The sequence below is a fragment of the Streptomyces sp. NPDC002463 genome (assembly GCF_042889835.1).
In the GTDB taxonomy this organism is placed as follows: Bacteria; Actinomycetota; Actinomycetes; order Streptomycetales; family Streptomycetaceae; genus Streptomyces; species Streptomyces nymphaeiformis.
This window is the reverse complement of sequence record NZ_JBIARL010000001.1, coordinates 548,292-566,106: the sequence shown is the minus strand read 5'-3', so window position 1 is coordinate 566,106 and position 17,815 is coordinate 548,292. Positions and strand designations below refer to the sequence as shown.

The following is a 17,815-nucleotide window of genomic DNA, read 5'->3' as shown; positions in this document are numbered from 1 at the left end:
GCTACCGCTGAGTCACAGGTCTATCGGGAGGCACAACGCATGGCGCGCGAGTCGGAGTCGGGGCTGCCCATCGAGCCGGTCTACGGACCGGACGCCCTGGACGGATGGGATCCCGCCGAGAAGCTGGGCGAGCCGGGCTCGTACCCCTTCACCCGCGGTGTGTACCCCTCGATGTACACCGGGCGGCCCTGGACCATGCGGCAGTACGCCGGCTTCGGCACCGCCGTCGAGTCCAACGCCCGCTACAAGCAGCTCATCGCCAACGGCACCATGGGCCTGTCGGTCGCCTTCGACCTGCCGACCCAGATGGGCCACGACTCGGACGCCCCGATCGCGCACGGCGAGGTCGGCAAGGTCGGCGTGGCCATCGACTCGATCGACGACATGCGCGTCCTGTTCGACGGGATCCCCCTCGACAAGGTCTCCACGTCGATGACGATCAACGCGCCCGGCGCGCTCCTCCTCCTGCTCTACCAGCTCGTCGGCGAGGAGCAGGGCGTCCCGGCGGACAAGCTGACCGGCACGATCCAGAACGACGTGCTCAAGGAGTACATCGCCCGCGGCACGTACATCTTCCCGCCGAAGCCCTCGCTGCGGCTGATCGCGGACATCTTCAAGTACTGCAGGACCGAGATCCCGAAGTGGAACACGATCTCGATCTCCGGCTACCACATGGCCGAGGCCGGCGCCTCACCCGCGCAGGAGATCGCGTTCACCCTCGCCGACGGCATCGAGTACGTCCGCACGGCCGTCGCCGCCGGCATGGACGTCGACGACTTCGCGCCCCGGCTGTCCTTCTTCTTCGTGGCCCGCACGACGATCCTGGAGGAGGTCGCCAAGTTCCGCGCGGCCCGCCGGATCTGGGCGCGGGTGATGAAGGAGGAGTTCGGCGCGAAGAACCCCAAGTCGCTGATGCTCCGCTTCCACACCCAGACCGCCGGCGTACAGCTCACCGCCCAGCAGCCCGAGGTCAACCTCGTCCGGGTCGCCGTCCAGGGCCTGGCCGCCGTCCTCGGCGGCACGCAGTCGCTGCACACCAACTCCTTCGACGAGGCCATCGCCCTGCCGACGGACAAGTCCGCCCGCCTCGCCCTGCGCACCCAGCAGGTCCTGGCGTACGAGACGGACGTCACCGCCACCGTCGACCCGTTCGCCGGCTCGTACGTCGTCGAGAAGATGACGGACGACGTCGAGGCCGCCGCCGTGGAGCTGATGGGCCGGGTCGAGGAGATGGGCGGCGCGGTCAGCGCGATCGAGCGCGGCTTCCAGAAGAACGAGATCGAGCGCTCGGCGTACCGGATCGCGCAGGAGACCGACAGCGGCGAGCGGGTCGTCGTCGGCGTCAACCGCTACACGATCGACGTCGAGGAGCCCTACGAGCCGCTCCGCGTCGACCCGGCGATCGAGGCCCAGCAGGCCGAGCGCCTCGCCCGGCTGCGGTCCGAGCGCGACCAGGCGGCCGTCGACGCGGCGCTCGCCGCGCTCAGGAAGGCCGCCGAGGGCACGGACAACGTCCTCTACCCGATGAAGACCGCCCTCAAGGCCCGGGCCACGGTCGGCGAGGTCTGCGACGCGCTGCGCGGTGTCTGGGGCACGTACGTCCCGACCGACGCGTTCTGACCGATTCCAGCTCTTGAAACCCAAAGCGGAGTGTCGTACCGGTGTGCGACACTCCGCTTCATGCTGGGTGTCATCGATCTGCCGACCTATCTCGCGGGGCTCGTCCTCATCATCCTCCTGCCGGGGCCGAACTCGCTGTACGTGCTGTCCGTCGCCGCCCGCAAGGGCACCCGGACCGGATACAAGGCCGCCGCCGGGGTGTTCACCGGCGACGCGGTCCTGATGACGCTCGCCGCCCTCGGCGCCGCCTCGCTGCTCCAGACCACCCCGCTCCTCTTCACGATCGTGAAGTACGCGGGCGCCGGCTATCTGACCTGGATGGCGATCGGCATGCTGCGGGCCGCCCTCGCCATGTGGCGCACCCGGCACGAGACCGCCGCCGCCCCGGACGCCGAGCCGGAGGCCGGGCCGTCCGAGCACCCGTACCGCCGCGCGCTGATCATCAGCCTCTTCAACCCGAAGGCGATCCTCTTCCTGATCTCCTTCTTCGTGCAGTTCGTGGACCCGTCCTACGCCTACCCGGCGCTCTCCTTCCTGGTCCTCGGCACCCTGCTCCAGCTCGGCAGCTTCCTCTACCTGACGACCCTCATATTCGGCGGCACCCGGCTCGCCGAGGCCTTCCGCCGCCGCAAGCGCCTCTCGGCCGGAGCCACCTCCGCCGCCGGCGCCCTCTTCCTCGGCTTCGCCGCGAAGCTCTCGCTCAGCAGCGCCGCTTGACCCTCACACCGTGTGAGGCCGTTCCGTAGGGGTCGTCATGTTCACCATCGGAGACTTCGCCCGGCACGGGCGGGTGTCGGTCCGGATGCTGCGCCACTACGACGCCATCGGACTGCTGCGCCCGGCCCACGTCGACCCGCACAGCGGCTACCGCTTCTACACGGCGGACCAGCTCGCCCTGCTCAACCGCGTCATCGCGCTCAAGGACCTCGGCTTCACCCTCGAACAGGTGGGGGCGATCCTCCGGGAGGAGCTCGGAGCGGAGGAGCTGCGGGGGATGCTGCGTCTGCGCCAGGCCGAGCTGGAAGCGGCCCTGGAGGCGGCGCGGGCCCGGCTCGCCCAGGTCGGTGCGAGGCTCCGTGCCATCGAGAGTGAGGGACGCATGTCCACACAGGACGTCGTCGTCAAGAAGGTCCCCGCCGTCCGCGTCGCCGAGCTGAGCGCGGTCGCCGCGAGTTACGGACCGGAGGACATCACCCCGGTCATCGGTCCGCTGTACGAGGAGCTGTGCGGCCGTCTGGAGGGCGCGGGCGTCACCGGCTTCGGCCCCGGCATCGCGTACTACGAGGACGCGGGCAAGGGGGACGGCTCGGTCCTCGTGCACGCCGCCACGACCGTCCCCGAGGGCACCGCCGTGGAGGGCGTCGAGGTGCTCGTCCTGCCCGGCATCGAGGAGGCGGCGACCGTCGTCCACCGCGGCTCGATGGACGAGATCCTGCCGACCGCGCAGACCCTCGCCACCTGGATCGACACCAACGGCTACGCCTCCGCCGGGTACGCCCGCGAGCTGTACCTGGAGTGCCCGGAGGACCGGGCGGGGTGGGTGACCGAGCTCCAGGAGCCGATCGTCCGCGCCTGATCGCACGCGCTGCGGGCCCGGGACCCCCGCACGGGTTCCCGGGCCCGCCGTCTTCGGTGGCGGTTCCCTACTTCTTCAGCGCCTTGCGCAGCCGCAGCGCCCGCCGGGCGAGGCGGCGGACCTTCGGGTGGCGGGGGATCGGAAGGCCGCCCGGCAGGTTCAGGACGGTGAGGCGGCGCCGGGTGAAGTGGTGCCGGGTGCGCTCGGCGAGCGGGCCCGAGAGGTGCCGTACCGCCGGCTCCCGCAGCTCCGGACGTATCTTCGGCTGCATCGCGAAGCCGACCGCCGCGACCAGGTCGTTCAGCTCCTCCGTACCGATCGCGGAGTCCTCGCCCTCCTTCTCGAGCGGCGGGACGACCGCGTCGACGACCGTGAGCGGGATCCGGTTGCTGTTCTGGAACGGGGTGAGCCGCTCCAGGAGGGCGCGCGTGCCGACCCGGGCGGCCGGCAGACCGTAGAACGTCGCCGCCGTGAGCAGCGCCGTCGAGAAGCAGCCGACGACGAGCGCGGGCCGCAGCTCGCGGTAGAGCACCTCGGCGAGCACCGGCCGGTCCTCGACGGTCAGCTCGGCACCGAGCTCCTCCGCCGCCTCCACCAGCTTCCGCGACCAGGCGTCCGGGGCCGTCGGGTGCGGCTTGAAGACGAGCCGCCGGTGGCCGCGGGCGATCGCGCCCCGGACCATCCGCAGGTGCAGCTCCTCCTCCTCGGCGGCGGTCAGCAGGTTCAGCGCGGCCAGGTACTGGCCGAGGAGCAGGGCGGGGCCCTCCTGGGCGGCGGGCGTTCCCGCCAGCTCCTCGACGACCTTCGTGAAGGCCTCCGTAGGCACCGCCTCCGGCGCCGCCCCGAACTCGGCGAGCAGCAGCGGCGCGAGCCCGGGGACGAGGTCCAGGTGGAGCAGCCGGGTCACGCGCCCGCCGATCAGCGGGTCGATCTTGTTACGGGTCGGCCCGTAGCTCATCAGTCCGTCCGCGTACACCGTGACCGGTGCGTCGGGGAGCAGCTGGGCGATCGCGAGCGCGGGCGTGACCTGGATCGACTCCAGGGCGAGCTCGACGCGGTCGTCGCCGAGGTCCCACAGCGTGCGGAGGTGCCGCTGGAGGAGCGGGAGGTCGCTCGCGCGCGGGGTCCAGCCGGCCGGGTGGAGCGGGGAGATCGTCTCGTTCCAGGACAGGACGTCGTCGAAGCGGCCGCGCAGCCGCTCGAAGCCCTCGGCCTCGTCCAGGGCGGGGGTCGTCTCCGGCACGGCCGCGTTGTTGCAGACGAGGAGGATCCGGCGGTCGGCGGGGCCGAAGCAGCCGCTGTCGAGCGCGGCGGCGATCGTCACGGCGCCGTAGAGGGTGGAGGCGCAGAAGATCTGGGTGGTCCGACGGGTGCTCACGCGGCCACCTCCGCGGAGTCGGCGTTCGTCTCGCGGACCGGTCCCGTCGGCGGCGGCGCGGGCCGGCGCCTGCGCAGTCGGCGCAGGAGCGTCGCACGGTCCCCGCCCATCGCGGTGAGGGCCTCGTCGAGGACGTCCTGCGGCATCCGCCGCAGCGCGCCCGCGCTCATCGCCTTCAGCTGACGCGCCACCTCGGGCTCGAACCGTTCGATCGAGCTGTTGTGATGGAAAATCACCGCGCAATACGTGCGGACGGCCTTGGGGAGAAGAAGGTCCGCGTCCGCGTCCTTCGCCGTTTCCTCGATCACCTGGTCGAATGCACGGATGAAATCCAATTGCCGGACGTCGCCGATCTGCGTGAGCGAGGTCGCGACCCCGCGCCGGTAGAACACCCCGAGTTCACCGACCGCGGCGAACGATTCCGCCTCGCGGTGGAGTTTCCAGATCCACGGCCGGTCCTCGGCCGTCCGCAGCCCGTGCGGGAAATGCAGCAGCCCCCGGTCGAGGAGCCGGCGGTGGTAGATCCCGGCCCAGGCGTACGGGTAGTCGACCGAGGTCGTGCGGTGCGAGGGCAGGATCGCGTCCCGGGGGTTCAGCGCCTCGCCGCGCCGGGGGACCGGTGCCCGGCGCACCGCGCGGTTGCGGCCGGTGACCGTCACGTGGTCGGTGCGCAGGAAGTCGACGCGCAGCGATTCGGCGGCGTCGACCAGGCGCGCGTAGTAGCCGGGGGCGAGCCAGTCGTCCCCGTCGAGGAAGGCGACGTACTCGCCGCGGGCGGCGTCCAGGCCGGTGTTCCGGGCCGTGGCGAGGCCCTCGTTGTGCTCGTGCCTGATCAGGACGGCACCCGGGATCTCGCGTGCGGCCCGCTCCAGGATCTCCGGAGTCCCGTCCGACGAGCAGTCGTCGACAAGCAGGAACTCGAAGTCCTCGCGGGCGTTGGCCCGCAGGCTCGTGAGGGTGTCGGGGGCGTATGTCTGCACGTTGAAGAACGGCACGACGACGGAGAGCTTGACCACGCGGCCGACGCTAGGTGCCGCCACGGCATTCCCACCGACCGCCGGGCAGCCTTTCGGTGAACACCAAGCGGCGGGCCGATTAACCGCCTTTCCCCGCAACGGGAATCGGCCGCACCGCGCCCGGACGGCGACCCACTTCTCCCGGCGGAGAGGCTCTGTTCACCGTTTGTTGTGGCTCAGTTGGGCCGAAAAGCGGAATGCCCTTCTAGCGTCCTCGACGTGCCAGCAAGTACCAGAGAAGCGATACGGGTCGCCGTACTCGCCGACTCCGACACCCGGTGGAAATGGGGCGCCCTCACCGCGCGCCGCATCACCACGGCGACCGCCGAACCCACCGGATTCGTCCTGCGCGGACGGGCCACGCCCACCGCCCGCCAGCTCGCCGAGACCGGGGTGTCCCAGGACGCCCCGCGCGAGGTGACGGGAGCGGAGTTCCTGCGCGCGGTACGGGACGCGGAGACCCGCGGCGAGGGATTCGACGTCCTCGTGCTCTCCCTGGTCGGCGGCACCGTCCGCGCCGTCCTCCAGGGTCTGGCAGGCCTCTCCCTGGAGCGCCGCCCGGTGATCGTCACCGGCTATGTCGGCGTCGTCTACGAGAAGCTGACCGACGGCCTGCTGCTGCGCCACGGCGCCGACGTCGTCCTCGCCAACTCCCGCCACGACGCCGAGCGTTTCCGTGCCGTGTACGAGGGCGTGGGCGCCGGCGCCGACTCGGTCGTCGAGGCCGCGCTGCCCTTCCTGGGCGGCGCCCCGCACGCCCACGAGGCCGGCCGCGACACCCTGGTCTTCGCCGCCCAGCCCTCCGTGCCCGTCACGAAGGCCGAACGGACCTACGTGCTGAGCCGGTTGATCGCCCACGCCCGTCTCCACCCGGGCCGCGAGGTGCTTCTCAAGCTCCGCTCCAAGCCGGGCGAACACACCACGCACCTGGAGGAGTTCCCCTTCCAGAAGCTGGTGCGCGAACTCGACCCGCCGGACAACTTCCGCCTCGTGTACGGGCACATGGGCGAGGTGCTCGACCGCACCGACCTCCTGGTCACCGTCTCCTCCACGGCCGCCCTCGAAGCGCTCCACCGCCGGATCCCCACCGCGATCCTCACCGACCTCGGGGTCCGCGAGGCGCTCGGCAACCACCACTTCGTCGGCTCCGGCCTGCTGACCTCCTTCGACCGGCTCGACAAGGGAGACGTGCCGACACCCGACGAGACCTGGCTCGCCCGGCAGGGCGTCGCCTCCGACGGCTCGTACGGGAAGGCCTTCGACGCCGCCCGCGACCGCGTCGCCGAGCTCCTGGCGCTTCCCGCGCTGCCCCCGATCACCCCCTACTACACCGCGGAGACGGCCCCCGGCTACCTGCCCGGGATCCTCGCCCGCCACCGCCTGGACGTCACCGCGCCCGAGCCCCGCGAGAGCGGTCTGCGCCGGGTCGTCCGGGAGGCCGCGCGGGGCGCGTACCGCCACGGCGTGCAGCGCGTCGCCCCCGTCATCCGCCGCCTGGGAGAACTCTGATGAGCGCCACCGCCACGCCCGCCGAGCCCGTCGCGAACCCGACCGTCCTCGCCGTCATCCCCGCCCGGGGCGGCTCCAAGGGCGTGCCCGCCAAGAACCTCGCGCCGGTGGCCGGGGTCCCCCTGGTGGCCCGCGCCGTCCACGCCTGCCTCGGCGCCCGTACCGTCACGCACGTCGTGGTCTCCACCGACGACGCCGCCATCGCGGCCGCGGCCCGCACCGCCGGAGCCGAGGCCGTCCAGCGGCCCGCCGCGATCGCCGGCGACACGGCCACCAGCGAGGCCGCGGTCCTGCACGCGATGGACGCCTTCGAGGCCACCCACGGCCGCCCGGCCGACGTGGTCCTCCTCGTCCAGTGCACGAGCCCCTTCCTCACCTCCGCCGAGGTCGCCGAGACCGCCGAGCGGATCACCTCGGGCGCCGCCGACACCGCCTTCACTGCCGCCCCCTCCCACGGCTTCCTGTGGCGCGATCCCGAGGACAGCGCGACCGGGGCCACCGGCGTCAACCACGACAAGGCGCACCGCCCGCGCCGCCAGGACCGGGAGCCCGAGTACCTGGAGACCGGCGCCGTCTACGCGATGGACGCGGCCGGCTTCCGTACCCACGGGCACCGCTTCTTCGGCCGCACCGCGCTCGTCGTCACCGACCCCGCCCGGGTCCTGGAGATCGACGACCCGCACGACCTCGCCCGCGCCAAGGCCCTCGCGCCGCTCCTCGACGAGCCCGTCACGCCCGGCTTCGCCGACGTCGACGCCGTCGTCCTCGACTTCGACGGCACCCAGACCGACGACCGGGTCCACCTCGACGCCGAGGGCCGCGAGTTCGTCTCCGCGCACCGCGGCGACGGCCTCGGCATCGCGGCCCTGCGCCGCGCCGGACTGCCCGTCCTCATCCTCTCCACCGAGCAGAACGCCGTGGTCGCCGCCCGCGCCCGCAAGCTCAAGATCCCCGTCCTGCACGGCATCGACCGCAAGGACCGCGCCCTCAAGGAGTGGTGCGAGGCCGAGGGCATCGACCCCCAGCGCGTCCTCTACGCCGGCAACGACGTCAACGACCTGCCCTGCTTCCACCTCGTCGGCTGGCCCGTCGCGGTGAGCAGCGCCCACGACTCCGTACGGGCCGCCGCCCGCGCGGTCACCGTCACCCCGGGCGGCGCCGGAGCGATCCGCGAGATCGCCGCCTGGCTCCTCGGACCCGAGCTCGACACCCCCAACTCGCCCAACCCGTAAGGAACGATCATGAACTCCCGTCTGCGCACCCTCGGCAACAAGACCGCCGGCCCGGGCCAGTCCGTCTACGTCTGCGGCGAGATCGGCATCAACCACAACGGCGACCTCGAGAACGCCTTCAAGCTGATCGACGTGGCCGCCGAGGCCGGCTGTGACGCCGTCAAGTTCCAGAAGCGCACCCCGGAGATCTGCACCCCGCGCGACCAGTGGGACATCGAGCGCGACACCCCCTGGGGCCGGATGACGTACATCGACTACCGCCACCGCGTCGAGTTCGGCGAGGACGAGTACCGCGCCATCGACGAGCACTGCAAGGAGCGCGGTATCGACTGGTTCGCCTCCCCGTGGGACACCGAGGCCGTCGCCTTCCTGGAGAAGTTCGACGTCCCCGCCCACAAGGTGGCCTCCGCCTCCCTCACCGACGACGAGCTCCTCCGCGAGCTGCGCGCCACCGGCCGCACGGTCATCCTCTCCACCGGCATGTCGACGCCGAAGCAGATCCGCCACGCGGTGGAGGTCCTCGGCTCGGACAACATCCTGCTCTGCCACGCCACCTCGACGTACCCGGCCAAGGCCGAGGAGCTCAACCTCCGCGTCATCCAGACGCTCCAGGAGGAGTACCCGAACGTCCCGATCGGCTACTCCGGCCACGAGACCGGCCTCCAGACCACGCTGGCCGCGGTCGCCCTCGGCGCCACCTTCGTCGAGCGCCACATCACCCTCGACCGCGCCATGTGGGGCTCCGACCAGGCCGCCTCCGTCGAGCCGCAGGGCCTCCAGCGCCTCGTCCGCGACATCCGCACGATCGAGACCGCGCTCGGCGACGGCGTCAAGAAGGTCTACGAGTCGGAGCTCGGCCCGATGAAGAAGCTCCGCCGGGTCCAGGGCACCGTCGCCGCATGACCACCCAGCTGGCGTTCGTCGAGAGCCCGGTCCAGCTCCTGAACGTCCTGGAGTGGGCGCACACGCAGACCGCCCCTCGTTCCGCTGCCGCGGAACCGGTGGGCACCACGGACGGCGCCCCTGCCGGGTCCGGGCTCCCGGCCCAGACGGCGCCCGCGAGCACGGCGCCCGGCACCGGTGACCCGGCGGACGCCAAGCCCGCGGAGGCCCTGACCGTCGTCGTCCTCTCGCCGACCGACCCCATGTCGCGAGGCCAGCTGCGCCGGATGGCCCAGCTGGCCCGCGACCAGGGGCTCACCGTGCACTGGCAGGAGGCCCGAGGCGGCCGGGGCGCGCTCGTCCGGACGCTGCGGAGGCTCGCCCGGCCGCTGCGCTCGGCCGAGCGGGTGATCATCGGGGACCCGTTCTCCCGGTACGTCCAGCTGCTCCTGACCCTCTTCGCCCCCCGGCACCTGACGGTGGTCGACGACGGCACCGCGACCATGGAGTTCGCCGCCCAGCTCGGCCGCGGCGAGCGCCTGGTGCGCTGGCACCGCAAGGGCAGCCTGGGCCCCCGCGAGCTGGTCCTCGCCCCGGTGACGACCCTCGCGAGGCGCCGGCTCGCCCCCGCCCGGGGCCGCACGGTCGAGATCTTCACCTCGCTGCCCGTGGAGGCCCCGGAGGGCGTCACGGTCACGGAGAACGCGTACGCCTGGACCCGGGACACCTTCGGCCCGCCGCTGCTCACCGGCGGCGCGGACCTCGTCGGCACCTCGCTCGTCGAGACCGGGGTCGTCGACGCCGACCACTACGCGCGCGTGGTGAGCGAGCTGGCCCGTGCCCACGGGGCCACCCGCTACTTCGCGCACCGCAGGGAGAGCGCCGAGAAGCTGCACCGGATCGCGGTCGAGACGGGCCTCCAGGTGGTCCGGCCCGAGCTGCCCCTGGAGCTGATCGCCCGGCGCGGCCCCATCGGCCGTACGGTCGTCAGCTTCCCGTCCACGGTCGTGCACACCCTGCCGCTGGCCCTGGCCGGCACGGGCGTGAAGGTGGCCGTCATCGACATAGCGCCCGAGTGGCTGCGGGCGACCGCCTCGCCGCGCGCCCAGGGCTTCCTGTCCGGGATCACGGGCACCGCGGCCCACGAGGTCGACCGGCTCACCGCCCGGGCGTCGCATCCGGCCGACCGGCTCGAATTCGGCTGAGCGTACCCACCAGGAGTGAGGTTCATGCCTGCGAAACCGAGATTCTTTCCCCTAAGGGGCTGAAATTCTCGTGATCAACGGGCAGTTGACCTCTCCACGGGCCTACCCTTCAAAGGGTGAACCAGTTGAAGTCCCGTGAGCCCGGCTCCGCCACCCTGCCCGGAACGCTGTCCGCACCCCTGCGCGCCGAACTCGTCGCCTTCCGCAGGGACTTGCACATGCACCCCGAGCTCGGTAACCAGGAGTTCCGTACGACCGCCGCGCTCAAGGCCCGCCTGGAGGCGGCCGGCCTCGCGCCGAAGGTCCTGCCGGGCGGCACCGGGCTCATCTGTGACATCGGCACCCGGGCCGCCGGCCGGTCCATGCTCGCGATCCGAGCCGACCTGGACGCGCTGCCCATCCCCGACGTCAAGACCGTCGCCTACCGCTCCACCGTGGCCAACCGCGCCCACGCCTGCGGACACGACGTCCACACCACCACCGTCCTCGGCGCCGGACTCGTCCTCGCCGAGCTCGACCGCGAGGGCCTCCTGCCGAACGCCGTGCGGCTGATCTTCCAGCCCGCCGAGGAGGTCCTGCCCGGCGGCGCCGCCGACGTCGTCGAGGCCGGGGTCCTGGACGGCGTCGGCCGGATCATCGCCGTCCACTGCGACCCCCGGGTCGACGCCGGGAAGATCGGGCTCCGCGCGGGCGCCATCACCTCCGCCTGCGACCGTCTGGAGGTCACCCTCGACGGCCCCGGCGGCCACACCGCCCGCCCGCACCTCACCACCGACCTGGTCACCGCCGCCGCCCGGGTCGCCACCGACGTCCCCGCCGTCCTCGCCCGCCGCGTCGACGCCCGCTCGGGCCTCTCGGTCACCTGGGGCCGCATCGAGGCCGGCCACGCCCCCAACGTCATCCCGCAGCACGCCGAGCTCTCCGGCACCGTCCGCTGCCTCGACCTGCCCGCCTGGCGCGAGGCCCCCGATTTGGTCCACGCGGCGATCGACGAGGTCGCGACCCTCCACCGGGCCAAGGTGACCGTGGACTACGTCCGGGGCGTCCCCCCGGTCGTCAACGACCCGCTGATCGCCGAACTGCTCCGCGACGCCATGACGGCCCGCCGCGGACCGTACGCGGTCGAGGGCACCGAGCAGAGCCTCGGCGGCGAGGACTTCTCCTGGTACCTGGAGCACGTCCCCGGCGCCATGGCCCGCCTCGGAGTCCGCACCCCCGGCGACACCCGGGTCCGGGACCTGCACGCCGGCGACTTCGACGTGGACGAGCGGTGCATCGAGGCGGGCGTGGAGCTCTTCACGGCCGCGGCCCTGCTCGACGGCGCGGCCAAGCCCCGGACGACCGCGACGCCCGGACTCTGACGACGCCCCGCCGAGCCCGTTCTCCGGTGATCATCGCCACGTCCCGGCGGTGATCAACGCCACGCCGAAACGGTTGAAATCCGGCCGGACGGCACACTCAGCCGTCCGGCCCAAGAAACGGCGTGTCGCCGTTCCGGGGCCTCCCCAACGCGCGTACCGGCCTGTATAACCGGCGGTACCGGGCCGAACGCCCCCGGTCGCCTCGGCTGGCCGGTTCGCGACGATCCGATAACGACTCATGAACGGGTCTTTAACTGACATCTACGCGCGTTACGATCGCCGCGAAACCAGCGCCGGAAGAGGCGCTTTCGGTCAGTCTTGAAGGGACCCTCCTCTTGCGCCGGATCACCAGGATCACGACCGTGGGCGTCGCCGCCGCGGCGCTCGCCCTGTCCGCCACCGCGTGCGGCAAGTCGTCCACGGGCTCCAGCTCGAGCTCCAGCTCCAGCTCGGCCTCGGGCTCGGCCGTCAAGGCCGCCATCGCGTACGACATCGGCGGCCGCGGCGACCAGTCGTTCAACGACGCCGCCTACGCCGGCCTGCAGAAGGCGGAGAAGGAGCTCGGCGTCAAGGGCGCCGAGGCCGAGCCGTCGCAGGGCGAGAGCGACGCCGACAAGGTCGCGCGCCTCACCTCGCTGGCCCGCGCCGGCAACAACCCGGTCATCGGCGTCGGCTTCTCCTACGCCCCGGCCATCGCGAAGGTCGCCAAGGCCTTCCCGAAGACCACGTTCGGCCTCATCGACGACACCTCGGTGACCGCCCCGAACATCGCCAACCTCGTCTTCAACGAGGAGCAGGGCTCCTACCTGGCCGGCGTCGCCGCCGCCAAGGCGTCCAAGACCGGCACGGTCGGCTTCATCGGCGGTGTCGAGGTTCCGCTGATCAAGAAGTTCGAGGCGGGCTTCACGCAGGGCGTCAAGGACACCAACCCCAAGGCGAAGGTGCTCACCCAGTACCTGACCCAGCCGCCGAACTTCGACGGCTTCTCGAAGCCCGACCTCGGCAAGGCCGCCGCGGAGGGCCAGCTCGACAAGGGCGCCGACGTGATCTACGCCGCCGCCGGTCTCGCCGGCTCGGGCGCCATCGAGGCCGCCTCGGCCGCGGGCAAGTGGGCCATCGGCGTCGACTCCGACCAGTACAAGCAGGCGGGTCTGGCCTCGTACAAGAACCAGATCCTGACCTCGGTCACCAAGGACGTCTCGGGCTCGGTCTACAACGTGATCAAGTCGGTCAAGGACGGCAAGCCGCAGACCGGTGAGATCCGCTACGGCCTCGCCACCGACGGCGTCGGCCTGGCCGACTCCAACCCGGCGTACGTCAAGATGACCGACGTCACCGCCGCCGTGGAGAAGGCGAAGAAGGACATCATCGACGGCAAGATCACGGTCAAGACCGCTCCGTAAGGACGCCCAGGTCACGACCTGAGCCCGGGCCCGGCGTCCGGTGGCACCCCCACCGGACGCCGGGCCCCGGGCCCATTCCCGTACGGGTTTTCACTTTTCGGCAGCGCTACGCGTGTAGATGTCTCCCTGGCACGATAACTTCGCCCCGCCCTGCCCTCCCGCTCCCACTCCTTCCGGCCAAGGAGAGTGCGTCATCAACGCGTCCAGCCCCCCTGCCGTAGAACTGCACGGCATCACCAAGCGATTCCCCGGCGTCGTCGCCAACAAGGACATCGCCATCACCGTCCGCAAGGGCACCGTGCACGCCCTCATCGGCGAGAACGGTGCCGGCAAGTCGACCCTCATGAAGATCCTCTACGGCATGCAGAAGCCGGACGAGGGCACCATCGCGGTCGACGGCGAGCAGGTCACCTTCTCCAGCCCCGGTGACGCCATCGCCCGCGGCATCGGCATGGTGCACCAGCACTTCATGCTCGCCGACAACCTCACCGTCCTGGAGAACGTCGTCCTCGGCGGCGAGAAGCTCTACGGCATCGGCGCCAAGGCGCGGAAGAAGATCAAGGAGATCTCCGACGCGTACGGCCTCGGGGTCCGCCCCGACGCCCTCGTCGAGGACCTCGGCGTGGCCGACCGGCAGCGCGTGGAGATCCTCAAGGTCCTCTACCGCGGCGCGAAGATCCTCATCCTCGACGAGCCGACCGCCGTCCTCGTCCCGCAGGAGGTCGACGCGCTCTTTGACAACCTGCGCGAGCTCAAGTCCGAGGGCCTCACAGTCATCTTCATCTCGCACAAGCTGGGCGAGGTCCTGAAGGTCGCCGACGACATCACCGTCATCCGCCGCGGCACCACGGTCGGCACCGCCGACCCGAAGACCGCCACCACCAAGCAGCTCGCCGAGCTGATGGTCGGCAGCGAGCTGCCCTCGCCGGAGACCCGCGAGTCGACGGTCACCGACGTCCCGATGCTCCAGGTCCAGGGCCTGACCCTGACCGAGGCCGGCGCCGCCGCGGCCGCCCCGCTCACCACCGCCGCCCCGGCCGACCCGTCCGCCGCGGTCACGGTGCACGAGGAGCCCGTCGCCGGGCGCCGCCTTCTCGACGACATCTCGCTCACCATCCACAAGGGCGAGATCCTCGGCATCGCCGGTGTCGAGGGCAACGGTCAGACCGAGCTCATCGAGGCCCTCATGGGCATGAACTCGCCCGACGCGGGCGTCGTCAGCCTCGACGGCGAGGACATCTCCAAGGTCTCGGTGCGCAAGCGCCGCGAGGGCGGCATCGGGTACATCCCCGAGGACCGCCACCGCCACGGCCTGCTCCTGGAGGCCCCCCTCTGGGAGAACCGCATCCTCGGCCACGTCACCGAGGCCCCCAACTCCAAGCGCGGCATCCTCGACCCGAAGGCCGCCCGCAAGGACACCGAGCGGATCGTGCGCGAGTACGACGTCCGCACGCCCGGCATCGACGTCACGGCGGCCTCCCTCTCCGGCGGCAACCAGCAGAAGCTGATCGTCGGCCGCGAGATGAGCCACAACCCCAAGTTCCTGATCGCCGCCCACCCCACCCGCGGTGTGGACGTCGGCGCGCAGGCGCAGATCTGGGACGCGATCCGGGACGCCCGCCGTGCGGGTCTCGCGGTGCTGCTGATCTCCGCCGACCTCGACGAGCTGATCGGCCTCTCCGACACCCTCCGGGTCATGTACCGCGGCAAGCTCGTCGCCGAGGCCGACCCCGCCACCATCACGCCCGAGCAGCTGGGATCCGCCATGACCGGCGCGGCCACCGGCCGGCTCGAAGGCACCGAGCAGTCCGAAGACGGTGACGCCCGATGAAGAAGATCGACAAGGACAAGCTGATCATCGGGGCCGCCGGCCCCGTGCTCGCGCTGGTCTCGTCCTTCGTGCTCACCGTCCTGGTGCTGCTCGCGACGGGCCTCGACCCGATCGAGCCGATCCGGCTGATGATCGACAACGCCGGGTACTCCGACGTCCAGGTCCTGATCGTCAACTACACCGCGATCCTCTACCTGGCGGCCCTGGGCGTGGCCGTCGGCTTCCGGATGAACCTCTTCAACATCGGCGTCGAGGGCCAGTACCGCCTCGCCGCGATGGTCTCGGCCCTGGTCGGCGCCGCCATCGACCTGCCCGGTCCGCTGCACATCCTGGTCATCGTGCTCGTCGCCATCGCGACCGGTGCCCTCTGGGCCGGTATCGCGGGCATCCTGAAGACCACCCGCGGTGTCTCCGAGGTCGTCTCCACGATCATGCTCAACGCCATCACCACCTCCCTGGTGGCCTGGCTGATCCTGCCGAAGAACTTCGGCGTCCAGCCCCCCGGCTCCAACGACCTCACCACCGGTCAGATCCCCGAGTCCGGCTGGTTCCCCGGCATCGACATGGGCGAGGGCGGCCAGATCTACGGCTTCACCTTCGTCGCCCTCGCGCTAGGCGTCGTCTACTGGTTCGTCATCAACCGCACGCGCTTCGGCTTCGACCTGCGCGCCACCGGTGAGAGCGAGTCCGCGGCCCAGGCCAGCGGCGTCGACGCCAAGAAGATGATCATCACCGCGATGCTGATCTCGGGCGGCCTCGCCGGTCTGGCCGGCATGCCGATCCTGCTCGGCGAGTCGCACACGTACAGCCTCGCCTTCCCGGTCGGCGTCGGCTTCACCGCCATCACCGTCGCGCTGCTCGGCCGCAACCACCCGGTCGGCATCCTCTTCGCGGCCCTCCTCTTCGCGTTCCTCGAAAAGGCGTCCTCCAGCCTGGACATCGCGGGGTACCCGAAGGAGATCACGCAGATCATGCAGGGCATCATCGTGATCGCCGTGGTCGTCTCCTACGAGCTCGTCCGCCGTTACGGCACCCGCCGCCAGCAGCAGAAGGTCGGCGAGGAGCTCGCCGCCGGCGGCGCCATCAAGACCGACAAGGAGGTCTCGGCATGAGCACCGGCACCGTCGCCAAGCCGAGCGCCGCGCCGAAGAAGGCCGGACGCCGCAAGCTGACCTGGCCCTGGATCCTGCTGATCGTCGCGGCCGGTCTCGTCCTCTTCTCGGTCGTCCGCGTCATCTCCGGCGCCGACGACCTCACCTCCGTCGGCCAGATCTCCGGCGCGCTCCAGCTCGCCGTGCCGATCGCCATGGCCGGTCTCGGCGGTCTGTGGGCCGAGCGCGCGGGCGTCGTGAACATCGGCCTCGAAGGCATGATGATCCTCGGCACCTGGTTCGGCGCCTGGGCCGGCTACCAGTGGGGCCCGTGGACGGGTGTCGTCGTCGGCATCCTCGGCGGCGCGCTCGGCGGCCTGCTGCACGCGATCATCACCGTCACGTTCAACGTGAACCACATCGTCTCCGGTGTGGCGATCAACATCCTCGCGGTCGGCTTCACCCAGTACCTGTCGAACTTCACCTTCGCCGAGGCCGAGGGCGGCTCCTCCAAGCAGTCCCCGCGCATCGACCCGATCACCGACATCACCATCCCGGGACTCTCGGACTGGCTGATCGACCTCCAGCAGAAGCACTGGTTCCTGATCTCGGACATCGCCGGCATCCTCGGCGGCCTGGTCACCCACCTGTCGCTGCTGACGGTCGTGGCCGCCCTGCTCATCCCGGCCACCTGGTGGCTGCTCTGGCGCACGTCCTTCGGCCTGCGGCTGCGCTCCTGCGGTGAGAACCCGGTCGCGGCCGAGTCCCTGGGCGTCAACGTCTACAAGTACAAGTACATCGCCGTCGTCGTCTCCGGCGGCCTCGCCGGCCTCGGCGGCGCCTTCCTGGCGATCGTCTCCACCGGCATCTACCAGGAGGGCCAGACCGGCGGCCGCGGCTACATCGGTCTCGCCGCGATGATCTTCGGCAACTGGATGCCCGGCGGCATGGCGCTCGGCGCGAGCCTCTTCGGCTTCACCGACAGCCTCAAGATCCGCGGCGGCGCCGAGAACGTCCACGCGCTGCTGCTGCTCGTCGCGCTGCTCCTGGTGATCGCCGCGCTGTGGCAGCTGTACAAGAAGAAGTACGTGGTCGCGGCCATCTCCGCGGCGTTCTCCGCGGCCTTCTTCCTCTGGTACGTGCTGACCGACGAGGTCCCGAGCCAGTTCGTCGACGCCGCCCCGTACATCACCACCCTGCTCGTGCTCGCCCTCTCGGCGCAGCGCCTGCGGATGCCGAAGGCGGACGGCCTGCCGTACCGCAAGGGCGAGGGCAAGTGACGACGGCGCCCGACTGGGAGGCCCTGCGGGCCGCGGCGCGCGAGGCCATGTCGCACGCGTACGCCCCGTACTCCGACTTCCCGGTCGGCGCGGCGGCCCTCGTGGACGACGGGCGGACGGTCTCCGGCTGCAACGTGGAGAACGCCTCCTTCGGCCTCGGTCTGTGCGCCGAGTGCGGGCTCGTCTCGCAGCTCCAGGCGACCGGCGGCGGCCGGCTCACGCACTTCGTGTGCGTGGACGGCCGCGGCGAGTCCCTGGTCCCGTGCGGGCGCTGCCGGCAGCTCCTCTACGAGTTCGGGGGCCCCGACCTCGTCCTGGAGACGCCCGCCGGGTTCCTGACCCTGGCGGAGATGCTCCCGCAGGCCTTCGGCCCCGACCACCTCGCCAAGTAGTACCCAGGAGCGACCCTTCCGGCACGATGGGAGGGTCGC

Annotated in this window: 15 protein-coding genes; 13 read left to right on the top strand and 2 right to left on the bottom strand. The window is 71.5% G+C overall.

The window, feature by feature from the left end; all coding sequences use genetic code 11:
* The first annotated feature begins 39 nt into the window (after positions 1–39).
* The 3 genes from ACFYX3_RS02575 to ACFYX3_RS02565 are packed head-to-tail and all read left to right on the top strand — an operon-like array spanning position 40 to position 3,196.
* Entirely contained in the window at positions 40–1,620 is a 1,581-nt protein-coding gene (locus ACFYX3_RS02575) for a methylmalonyl-CoA mutase (protein ID WP_389007335.1), read from the top strand.
* A 60-nt stretch (positions 1,621–1,680) separates the two neighbouring features.
* On the top strand, positions 1,681–2,337 hold the full coding sequence (gene leuE, locus ACFYX3_RS02570) for a leucine efflux protein LeuE (protein WP_389007333.1): 657 nt from the start codon (positions 1,681–1,683) through the stop codon (positions 2,335–2,337).
* Positions 2,338–2,374: 37 nt separating this feature from the next.
* Positions 2,375–3,196, top strand: coding sequence for a MerR family transcriptional regulator (locus ACFYX3_RS02565; RefSeq protein WP_382655264.1), 822 nt, complete (start codon positions 2,375–2,377; stop codon positions 3,194–3,196).
* Between the two features lie 67 nt (positions 3,197–3,263).
* Here the strand turns inward: ACFYX3_RS02565 and ACFYX3_RS02560 are convergent, their stop codons facing one another.
* Positions 3,264–4,574, bottom strand: a complete 1,311-nt coding sequence (locus tag ACFYX3_RS02560) for a polysialyltransferase family glycosyltransferase (RefSeq protein ID WP_389007331.1) — start codon at positions 4,572–4,574, stop codon at positions 3,264–3,266.
* On the bottom strand, positions 4,571–5,590 hold the full coding sequence (locus ACFYX3_RS02555; RefSeq protein WP_389007329.1) for a glycosyltransferase family 2 protein: 1,020 nt from the start codon (positions 5,588–5,590) through the stop codon (positions 4,571–4,573). The genes ACFYX3_RS02560 and ACFYX3_RS02555 overlap by 4 nt, the downstream gene beginning before the upstream one ends.
* Positions 5,591–5,809: 219 nt before the next feature.
* Here ACFYX3_RS02555 and ACFYX3_RS02550 point away from each other — a divergent pair, with 219 nt between their 5' ends.
* The 10 genes from ACFYX3_RS02550 (at position 5,810) to ACFYX3_RS02505 (ending at position 17,776) form a co-directional block, all read left to right on the top strand.
* Positions 5,810–7,099 carry a DUF6716 putative glycosyltransferase gene (locus ACFYX3_RS02550; RefSeq protein ID WP_389007327.1) on the top strand — a complete coding sequence of 430 codons (1,290 nt, stop codon included), beginning with the start codon at positions 5,810–5,812 and terminating at the stop codon, positions 7,097–7,099.
* Positions 7,099–8,331, top strand: coding sequence for a cytidylyltransferase domain-containing protein (locus ACFYX3_RS02545; protein ID WP_389007325.1), 1,233 nt, complete (start codon positions 7,099–7,101; stop codon positions 8,329–8,331). Before ACFYX3_RS02550 ends, ACFYX3_RS02545 begins: the two co-directional genes overlap by 1 nt.
* A 9-nt stretch (positions 8,332–8,340) precedes the next feature.
* Positions 8,341–9,234, top strand: a complete 894-nt coding sequence (locus tag ACFYX3_RS02540; RefSeq protein ID WP_116159220.1) for an N-acetylneuraminate synthase family protein — start codon at positions 8,341–8,343, stop codon at positions 9,232–9,234.
* Positions 9,231–10,418 (top strand): hypothetical protein, encoded by a 1,188-nt coding sequence (locus ACFYX3_RS02535; RefSeq protein WP_389007322.1) that lies wholly within the window; start codon positions 9,231–9,233, stop codon positions 10,416–10,418. The genes ACFYX3_RS02540 and ACFYX3_RS02535 overlap by 4 nt, the downstream gene beginning before the upstream one ends.
* Before the next feature lie 116 nt (positions 10,419–10,534).
* A complete protein-coding gene (locus tag ACFYX3_RS02530) occupies positions 10,535–11,779 on the top strand; it encodes an amidohydrolase (protein ID WP_385657987.1) in 1,245 nt (414 codons plus the stop codon).
* Between the two features lie 335 nt (positions 11,780–12,114).
* A complete protein-coding gene (locus tag ACFYX3_RS02525; protein ID WP_389007320.1) occupies positions 12,115–13,182 on the top strand; it encodes a BMP family protein in 1,068 nt (355 codons plus the stop codon).
* Between the two features lie 118 nt (positions 13,183–13,300).
* Positions 13,301–15,013 (top strand): ABC transporter ATP-binding protein, encoded by a 1,713-nt coding sequence (locus ACFYX3_RS02520; protein WP_389007318.1) that lies wholly within the window; start codon positions 13,301–13,303, stop codon positions 15,011–15,013.
* Positions 15,010–16,125, top strand: coding sequence for an ABC transporter permease (locus ACFYX3_RS02515; protein ID WP_389007316.1), 1,116 nt, complete (start codon positions 15,010–15,012; stop codon positions 16,123–16,125). The genes ACFYX3_RS02520 and ACFYX3_RS02515 overlap by 4 nt, the downstream gene beginning before the upstream one ends.
* On the top strand, positions 16,122–17,384 hold the full coding sequence (locus ACFYX3_RS02510; RefSeq protein WP_389007314.1) for an ABC transporter permease: 1,263 nt from the start codon (positions 16,122–16,124) through the stop codon (positions 17,382–17,384). The genes ACFYX3_RS02515 and ACFYX3_RS02510 overlap by 4 nt, the downstream gene beginning before the upstream one ends.
* Positions 17,381–17,776 carry a cytidine deaminase gene (locus ACFYX3_RS02505; RefSeq protein ID WP_116159213.1) on the top strand — a complete coding sequence of 132 codons (396 nt, stop codon included), beginning with the start codon at positions 17,381–17,383 and terminating at the stop codon, positions 17,774–17,776. Before ACFYX3_RS02510 ends, ACFYX3_RS02505 begins: the two co-directional genes overlap by 4 nt.
* The last annotated feature ends 39 nt before the right edge of the window (positions 17,777–17,815 follow it).

What these genes read in the sequence shown, in the direction of transcription:
- ACFYX3_RS02540 (WP_116159220.1), top strand. Translation starts at nt 8,341, where the DNA reads ATGAACTCCCGTCTGCGCACCCTCGGCAACAAGACCGCCGGCCCGGGC.
- ACFYX3_RS02520 (WP_389007318.1), top strand. Translation starts at nt 13,301, where the DNA reads ATGTCTCCCTGGCACGATAACTTCGCCCCGCCCTGCCCTCCCGCTCCC.
- ACFYX3_RS02545 (WP_389007325.1), top strand. Translation starts at nt 7,099, where the DNA reads ATGAGCGCCACCGCCACGCCCGCCGAGCCCGTCGCGAACCCGACCGTC.
- ACFYX3_RS02535 (WP_389007322.1), top strand. Translation starts at nt 9,231, where the DNA reads ATGACCACCCAGCTGGCGTTCGTCGAGAGCCCGGTCCAGCTCCTGAAC.
- ACFYX3_RS02565 (WP_382655264.1), top strand. Translation starts at nt 2,375, where the DNA reads ATGTTCACCATCGGAGACTTCGCCCGGCACGGGCGGGTGTCGGTCCGG.
- leuE (WP_389007333.1), top strand. Translation starts at nt 1,681, where the DNA reads ATGCTGGGTGTCATCGATCTGCCGACCTATCTCGCGGGGCTCGTCCTC.
- ACFYX3_RS02575 (WP_389007335.1), top strand. Translation starts at nt 40, where the DNA reads ATGGCGCGCGAGTCGGAGTCGGGGCTGCCCATCGAGCCGGTCTACGGA.
- ACFYX3_RS02515 (WP_389007316.1), top strand. Translation starts at nt 15,010, where the DNA reads ATGAAGAAGATCGACAAGGACAAGCTGATCATCGGGGCCGCCGGCCCC.
- ACFYX3_RS02510 (WP_389007314.1), top strand. Translation starts at nt 16,122, where the DNA reads ATGAGCACCGGCACCGTCGCCAAGCCGAGCGCCGCGCCGAAGAAGGCC.